Annotated in this window: 4 protein-coding genes; all 4 read right to left on the reverse strand. The window is 53.0% G+C overall.

The genetic code is table 11. The annotated features are described in order from the left end of the window. Positions 1–86: 86 nt before the first annotated feature. Entirely contained in the window at positions 87–2357 is a 2271-nt protein-coding gene (locus RUMCAL_RS03280) for an ATP-dependent Clp protease ATP-binding subunit (protein ID WP_040646769.1), read from the reverse strand. Between the two features lie 609 nt (positions 2358–2966). Continuing rightward, complete coding sequence (gene pdxR, locus RUMCAL_RS03285) at positions 2967–4388, reverse strand: MocR-like pyridoxine biosynthesis transcription factor PdxR (protein ID WP_021681088.1); 1422 nt, start codon at positions 4386–4388, stop codon at positions 2967–2969. Continuing rightward, on the reverse strand, positions 4354–7500 hold the full coding sequence (locus tag RUMCAL_RS14360; protein ID WP_051343638.1) for a glycoside hydrolase family 30 protein: 3147 nt from the start codon (positions 7498–7500) through the stop codon (positions 4354–4356). The genes pdxR and RUMCAL_RS14360 overlap by 35 nt, the downstream gene beginning before the upstream one ends. A 2-nt stretch (positions 7501–7502) precedes the next feature. Next, on the reverse strand, positions 7503–8222 hold the full coding sequence (trmB, locus tag RUMCAL_RS03295; protein ID WP_021681090.1) for a tRNA (guanosine(46)-N7)-methyltransferase TrmB: 720 nt from the start codon (positions 8220–8222) through the stop codon (positions 7503–7505). Positions 8223–8285: the final 63 nt, after the last annotated feature.

Below are 8285 nucleotides of genomic sequence, written 5' to 3' on the forward strand. Positions count from 1 at the left end.
CTGTCGCACAATCTTTGTGCGGTATTGCCTAAGGACTATAAAAAAATACCGGATACCGTATCGATCGGATACAGTATCCGGTATTTTTATGCCCGCAGCACCTTGTCCAGCACCACAAACTGCTGTTCCTTGGCAGTCAGACAAATTTCATCTCCTGCCTGTAACGCATTGTGCAGCATCTTGTCGGCAATGGGATTCTCCACCATGGTTGCCAGATACTGCTTCATGGGGCGTGCACCGTACTGGCGGATTTTCGGTGCGTTTGCCAGAAGCCGCACCGCGTCCGGTGTATACTCCATGGCGATTTCCATATGAGAGAGCCGCTGCTGCAATTCCTGTAACATGCGTTCTGCGATCTGGGACAAGCTTTCCTCCGACAGCTTCTGAAACCACAGTACACCGTCCAGCCGTCCCAGAAATTCCGGCGAGAAATGCCGCTTGAGTGCATCAGTGGCAGCAGCATTTCCGCCCTTGCCGGAATCGGGGAGAAATCCCAGCTGTTCACCAGTACGCAACGCTTCGCCGCCCAGATTGGAGGTCATGATCAGCAATGCATGGCGAAAGCTGGTCGTCCTGCCGCAGGAGTCCGTCAGAATGCCGTCCTCCATGATTTGCAGCAGCAGATTGCACACATCCGGGTGAGCCTTTTCGATCTCGTCGAACAGCACTACGCAATAAGGTCGCCGGCGAACCCGTTCGCAGAGCATGCCGCCGTCCTCAAATCCCACATATCCGGGAGGAGCACCGATCAGCTTGGAAACGGCATGCTTTTCCATGAATTCCGACATGTCAATACGAATCAGGCTTTCCTTGTCATCAAAGAGGTGTGCCGCCAGAGCACTTGCCAGAGCCGTTTTTCCCACGCCGGTGGGACCTGCAAAAAGAAATGCCCCGATGGGACGGGACTTGTCCTGTAAGCCGGTGCTTGCACGGCAGAGAGCCGCCGACAGTGTGTCCACTGCATCATCATGCCCGACCACCTGTTGTTTTAGTACGCTGCCCAGTGTCAGCAGCTTTTGCCGTTGTGCCTCCGTGATTTTTTCCGTGGGAATTCCCGTTCGCACAGACACAATGGCGGCAACATCGTCCTCCTCCACATCAGCGATTTCCGTGGTGTCCTTTTCCGCCTCCCATCGGATTCGGGCACGGGAGCACGCTTCGTCCAACAAGTCGATTGCCTTGTCGGGAAGAAACCGGTCGTGCAGATAGCGGTCTGCATAGTGAATTGCCGTGCGAAGAACGGTGTCTGAAATGTGCACCCGATGAAATTCCGCATAGGTTTCCCGCAATCCCTGCAGCATAGCGTAGCATTGTTCCGCAGAGGGTTCGTGGACTGTGACCGGCTGAAACCGCCGTTCCAAGGCACCGTCCTTTCCAATGGTTGCTCGGAATTCCTCTGGTGTGGTGGCACCGATCAGCCGGATCTCTCCCCGTGCCAGCTGCGGTTTCAGCATGTTTGCTGCATCAATTGCCCCTTCTGCGGCACCGGCTCCCACAATGGTGTGCAGCTCATCAATAAACAAAATGACATTGCCGTGCTCCGAAGCCTCTGCCAGACAGTTCTTGAGCCGTTCTTCAAAGTCGCCCCGATACTTTGCACCGGACAGCAATGCCGGCAGATCCAGTGCAAACAGCTGCATTTGCTGTAAGGACTCCGGCACGTCACCCTGTAAAATTTTTCTGGCAATGCCCTCCACGATTGCAGTTTTTCCAACGCCTGCTTCTCCGATCAGACAGGGGTTGTTTTTGGTGCGTCTGGAGAGAATGCGGATCATCTGCTGTAATTCTTTTTCCCGTCCGATCAGCGGATCATAGCGGTAAGGATTTGACGGATCTGTCATCAGCTTTCCGTACTGAAACAGTGCCGGACAATTTTTGCGGGAAAGGGTATCCATACGGTTTCGTTCCATTCGCACCCCATAGGCAGTGTCGCTGCTGCAAAGCGTGCAGAGCTGGTTCAGACTGACACCCAACTTTTTCAGAATGGTGACTGCACTGGAACAGGGGGCGTGGATAATTGCCAGCAGCAAATGTTCCGTTCCCGCCAGACAGCACCCCGCATCTCTGGCACGTTCCTTGGCATCTTCCAGAATTGCCACCAGCGAAGGGGTCAGACAATCCTCCTGTACCTGTGCAGGAATCCCGCGTCCCACCAGATCGACAATGCCGTTTCGCAGCCGTTCCGTGTTCAGCTGCTGTGCCGCCAATGCACTGGCAGCCGCATTGCCGCCCTCCTCCATCAGCCCCAGAAGCAGGTGCTCACTTCCAATATACGTGTGCCCGAACTCCTCCGCGGCGTGTATCGCTTCTTTCATGGCAAGGATCGCCTTGCCGGTAAAACCTTCTGTATATCGCATATTGCCGTTCCTTTCTGCCGTGTGTTCACACTTTATTTCTTTTGAACGGGACAAGTATAGCATATTTTTTCTGCAAGATTTGTCGAAGCAGTCACACTTTTTCTCCACGGGCATATGATGTACTATGAAACAGACAAAAAACAGTTTGTTTCAAATAAAACTGACACAAAGGAGTCGTGTATTATGTGTTTCGAAAATAATGGTGGATGCTGCTGGATTATCATTCTGCTCGTGATTCTGTTCTGCTGCTGCGGCAATGGCTGCGGTGGCGGCTGCAACAATGGTGGCTGCGGATGTGGCTGCTAATTGCAGACACGCTGAAATGATCTGCTGATAAAAAAACAGGTGTGGGGAAGTCCCTGCACCTGTTTTTTTGTTATTTTAAGGCAATACCGCACAAAGATTGTGCGACAGATGCGTCGTCAAATTTTTCGTCAGATGAAACAAAAAGCGGAGTGAATACTTGATGTATTCACGAGCATTTTTGTGAAATATGAGAGAAAATTTGCAAGCAGATGGCGTGCAAAGTCGCCAGACGCTCTTTGTGCAGTATTGCCTTAAGGAAACACTGCAAGCAGATGGCGTGCAAAGCCGTCAGGCGGGCTTTATTCAGTGTTTCCTTAAGAACGGCAGCCAGCTGTCCAGCAGTCGCATCGTACCTTGTTCCAGTTCCTCCGGCGAAAGACAAGCGTAGCCCAGTACGATCTGCGGCGTAGGCGGCACTGCCTGCGGCGTTTCATAGTAGTCGGAAAGCCCGTAGACAACAACGTGTGCTGCTGCGGCAGCTTGTACCAGTTCCTGTTCCGTGCAGGGCAGCTGCACTTCCAGCAACAAGTGCAGTCCGGCAGCTTCTCCGCAGATGTGCAGATACGCTCCCAGCGGGTGAGAGCGAAGCAGTTCTGTCAGCCGCTTTTGCCGTTGGCGGTAGGTCTTTTTCATGCGGTTAAGGTGGCGTTCAAAATAGCCTTCCTGCAAAAAATGTACCAGCGTGTACTGTTCAAAACAGGGGACACTGGACGAATAGAAAGAGAAGTCCTGTTCGAACTGTTTTGCCAAAGGCGGCGGCAGCACAACATAACCGATTCGCAGCGATGGTGCAAGGGTACGGGCGAACGTGTTCATGTAGATAACGTGCCCACTAGTGTCCATGCTGTACAGCGACGGCAGCGGCTTCCCCAGAAACCGCAGTTCGCTGTCATAGTCGTCCTCGATGAGGTAGCGGTCTGTCTGAGCACTTGCCCATGCCAGCAACTCTGCCCGTCTGCGTACCGGCATGATTATACCGGTGGGGAACTGGTGGGACGGTGTCACATGTGCCACGGAAGCACCGGATTGCTGTAGGGCTGCCAGTTGCAGCCCATTTTGATCCATCGGCACATCGATCACCGAGGCACCGTTGCTGCGTAGAATGCGTTTACCCTTGGAATAGCCGGGTTCTTCCACGGCATAGCGGCGGGACGCACCCAACAGCTGCACCAGAATCCCCAGCAGATATTCCGTACCGGCACCCACCAGAATTTGCTCCGGTGCCGCATGAATATCCCGAAACGCCCGCAGGTGAGCCGCAATTGCCGCCCGCAGTTCGTACAAGCCCATTGCCGGTGGCGATTGCAGCAGCTTTTCCTGTTTGGAGGAAAGCACCTGTCTGGAAAGCTTTGCCCATGTGGCAAAGGGAAACTGCTCCAGATCGACACCGCTGGTGGAAAAAACAATTCGGTCATCCGGGTCAGTCTTTGCCGGCTGTGATGAGGGAAAAGCCGTTTCTTTTGGCATATGTGCCAGCAGCGGTGCATCCGGATCCACAAAGTAACCGGCACGTGGACGGGAATACAGATACCCCTCTGCCGCCAGCTGTTCATAGGCAGTCTGTACCGTCACTATGCTGGTTTGCAAGTGTGTGGAAAGAGCACGGCGGGAAGGGAGTTTCTCGTCAGGGTGCAGAACGCCCTGTGCAATATCCTCCCGAATGGCTGTGCAGATCTGCTGGTACAGTGGTTCAGGATTGCTGGGATTCAGCAGAATGGTCAGCATCTTGGTCGATTCCTTCGCCGTTCAGGAACTGCTGCATCTTGTCGGCAGACCATTCCATTTCTACATCAGAAGCCTTGGCAGCTTTCGCCTGTTCCTCCGAAGCGTCAAAGATCTCCGAAATTTCTTCTATAGACTGATTGGTGAGTGCATCATATTCCGACGAATGAGGCGATGTGCCGGATAGTACGTGGAAGATGTCCTCCGCCGACAGTTCACTTGCAGCATCTTCTGTAGCCGGCTGTTCTGTCGGATTTTGTTCCGGAGCAGCCGGTTCTTCTGCCTGCGGTTCTGCAACAGTATCTTCTGTTTCCGTTGCTGCCGCAGATGCTTCCGGAGCAGCCTCTGTGAAATCTGCATCATCTGCTGCCGGTACATCTGTATTTTCCGGAATTTCAGTTTCCGGAGTTTCTGCGGTTTCTTCCGGCTGTTCCGGTGTTTCTGTCGGTTCCGGCTGCTTCGGCGGCTCTGTGAATGGGTGTTTCAGGTGCCAGAGCATTTCGTCTGCGTCCATGAAGTCCGCACTGTCTTTCTGTACAGCCTGTGCCGCACGTTTTTGCCGCAGTTCAGCCGCAACCGTAGAACGAATATTTGCAGGAACGGTAAGCGTATCTGTCATGCGGGGATACATCTCCGGAATTTCCAGTACGTCCAGCTTGAACTTGCCGCCGGTGATAAAGACACGCATGCTGTGTGTGCCTTCCGGCAGCTGGTCAATGACCAGACAAGCCTGACGGGGCAGACAGCTGGGAACAAAGCAATTTTCGTACATGGTGTGTCCGTCGATCAATACCGTAAATTCTGCATTCTCCGCAGTACCAACAATAGCAATGCCGCCGCCCTCAAAGGTACAGGAGAATTCCGCACCGGTTTTCGCTTCCATAGAGGTGCGGTTGTAGAAGTGGTAGCTTTCCATGGCATGTACTTCCCAGTTTTCGTTGTACAAGATGCCGTTTCCGAAGCAGTCCACACGTCGGACATACGGCGGCTGTACCGAAGCCGGCTCCAGGTGAATGTTCCGGAACATATTCCATGCGTATTCACTGCAAAGGCTGGCACGACCGCTGTTGATCATGCACTGCGGCGTATACTTTGCCAGGAAATTGCCGTTGATGAAGAAGAAGATCGCGTTGCCCAGTACCACCAGTTTCAGCTTGTTCCACTGTTTGGGGTCAATGTGCTGCGTAATGCCCTCTGCCGCAACACTTTCCATATCCATTAATTTCCAGCTGCCGTCGCCGTAAAGCCTGCCGCTGTAGCCGCACATGGAAGTGAACTCACAGGTGACAGTAGCATTATAGCGGATACCGATTCCGGCGAAGTTGTGTTCCTCTAGATTGGAAAGCTTCACTTCTGCCTCCATGCTGTAGCTTCTCCACTTGTCATCGCCGAAGCAGGTCAGCGGCAGCGGTGTCCCGCGGAACCGCCAGTTGGTGGGTATGATCTGCGGCGTGATCTTCTGGCAGATCGCAAAGCCGTCCTCTGTTTCTACCAACTCGAACGCACCGCCCTGATCGGTCATGTATCTGGGAGCACAGCCGCGGACAGCAATTTCTTCTTTGGTGTACTGTAAATTTTCCGTGTAGGGAAGTGCCAGGCGGGAGGACAGATGCGGCTGTACTGCCGGAAATGTGTTCACGCCGTCCACCCAGCTCACGTCCATAGTCGTCACTGTCATAATGGAACGTGGCGGCACCTTAATGGTAAATGTGTCCCGATGATTCCGGATCGGCCGGATTTTCTTGCCGATGCGGAACCAGTTGGCATCATACGCCTGTCTGCCGGAAGGTCCCTTGGTGATAACACTGGAAAATACGGTAGGCTCAAATGCCATATCCTTGACTTGCACCGTATAAATGCGAACGTCCTCGCTTTCGTTGGTGAAGAACATGGACATTTCGCTGCGGTCCGGTGCCGTCAGCGTCATGAAATTGTGAGTGGTGTTGGCAATGGCATGATTTTCCTCGCCGTCCCCGTAGCAGGCACCGTTGACATACATCCAGCCCTTTCTGGCAAAGCGGCTGAAATGCATTGCCAGCCAGAAACCAATATCCAGAACAAAGTGTCCGGACCACGGCTCCCAGGCCCGAATCAGCTGCTTCGGGGCATAGCAGGCACCGTCATAGTAAGCGGCAACTGCCGGCTGGAACTCGTACATGACCATTTTGCCGTTGTAATAGCTGTTGATGATACGGTTTGCCACATCAATAGGACCGTTTTTGCCTACCAGTCCGGACTCGTCTGCCTGTACTGTCAGTTCCGGTACATTGCAGGGGGCAATACCCTCGCTGTACCAGATCTCCTTGCCGTATGCTTCGTTCAGCAGATTGGTATAAGAATCCCCGAATGTGGTGTAGTGCAAGCCGATGACATCGACCGCATTTCGCAGAACGCTGTTGTCCACCATTTGTTCCGCGATGTTCCGCGTGCCGACCTCGTCAGAGGCGATCAGCTTGATTTTGCTGTAGTCATAGGGGGCATTTTTTTCGTTGTCCAGCATGTGCCGCAGGTAGAGGATCCACGCCTCGTCCGGTGTATCCGTTTCGTTCTGGTCTGCACTGATATAGTCGAATTTCAGCCCGTACACCGCATAAGCTGCGTCCAGTGTTTCCTTGTACCAGCGGTATCTGGCACGCAGTCCGTGTTCCTGACTGATGACAAACGCATCTGTGACCCACTTCGGCTCGCCCCAGCGGAGCATGTCGATGGTAATATCCGGATTGATTGCCTTGGCATCTGCGGCAAACTGGAATCCGGCACCGCGTGTCACGTCTGCCGGTTCATTCAGGGAACGCTTGGTGCAGGGCTCTGTGCCGGAGGAGGAATTGACATCTGCTCCCAGTTCCAGCTTGATGTGTGTCAGACCTGCACCATAATCCTTCTGAAACAGCAGTCGCATGATCTCCTCATAGGCATGAGGGTGTTCTACTTTATAGTCCAGCAGCAAGCGGGAGGAATTGTTGCCGCTGACACAGCCCAGTCCACGATAACAAGCGGCAGGGTTTTCATTTGCCTGTGTGCCGTCTGCAAGGACTTCCATCGGTGTAATGGTTGAGCGTTCTTTGAAGTTTGAAAAATGGTTGACAATCTTGTTGTTTTTCATGGAAAAGTCCATTGTCATCGTTTCCTTTCGCTATATTTTTCACTGTATTGCAGCAGTTCCCGCAGAGATTCTTCCGGAACACTGGGATCCGGTTCTGCAATGAGAAACTTGATCTTTTTTCCCATTTCGTCGAACATGTGTTCGTGTTCAGTTTCGAAGTACCGCAAAGTCGGTTCGCTATGGAGATCACGGGTCATTGTCGTAATGCGGAATCCCGCTTCCGGAAAATATTCCAGCGACTCCTCAAATAATTCGTCATCGTCAGTTTTGAACCAGATTTCCCCGTCCAGCAGCATGCGGTACTGCACCAGCTGCCGCGGGTGTGTCAGCCGGCGTTTCTTGTGCTTGCCCCGCGGCCACGGATTGCAGAAATTGATGTAGATTCGATCCAGCCGGTCTGTTTCAGCAAAACATTCCCGCAGGTACATAATATTATCGATCATAATGCGGACGTTGTCCAGCGGCAGCTGCTGTTCGGCATAGGCGGCTTCCAGCTTTCGCTTTGCCAGTACCAGCATTTCATTTTTGATGTCAATGGCGATGTAATTGTATTCCGGATTGGCAGGAGCCTCCTGTGCAATAAAGCCGCCCTTGCCGCAGCCCAGTTCCAGCCGCAGCGGCTGTGTCTTTGGAAATTGTGCCTGCCATTGTCCTTTGCAGGCTTTGGGATCAGAGATATAAAACGGGCATGCTTCCAGTTCCGGCTTTGCCCAAGGTTTACAGCGAATTCGCATGAAAAAGTGTCAATCCTTTCGGTTTCTAGGGAAGCACTGAATAAAGCTTGTGCGTAAGATGCG

Origin of the sequence: Ruminococcus callidus ATCC 27760, from assembly GCF_000468015.1 — a bacterium.
Classification (GTDB): Bacteria; Bacillota; Clostridia; order Oscillospirales; family Ruminococcaceae; genus Ruminococcus_C; species Ruminococcus_C callidus.

Coding starts and splice junctions, on each gene's coding strand:
- pdxR (WP_021681088.1), bottom strand. CDS start 4,388: ATGCTGACCATTCTGCTGAATCCCAGCAATCCTGAACCACTGTACCAG.
- trmB (WP_021681090.1), bottom strand. CDS start 8,222: ATGCGAATTCGCTGTAAACCTTGGGCAAAGCCGGAACTGGAAGCATGC.
- RUMCAL_RS14360 (WP_051343638.1), bottom strand. CDS start 7,500: ATGGACTTTTCCATGAAAAACAACAAGATTGTCAACCATTTTTCAAAC.
- RUMCAL_RS03280 (WP_040646769.1), bottom strand. CDS start 2,357: ATGCGATATACAGAAGGTTTTACCGGCAAGGCGATCCTTGCCATGAAA.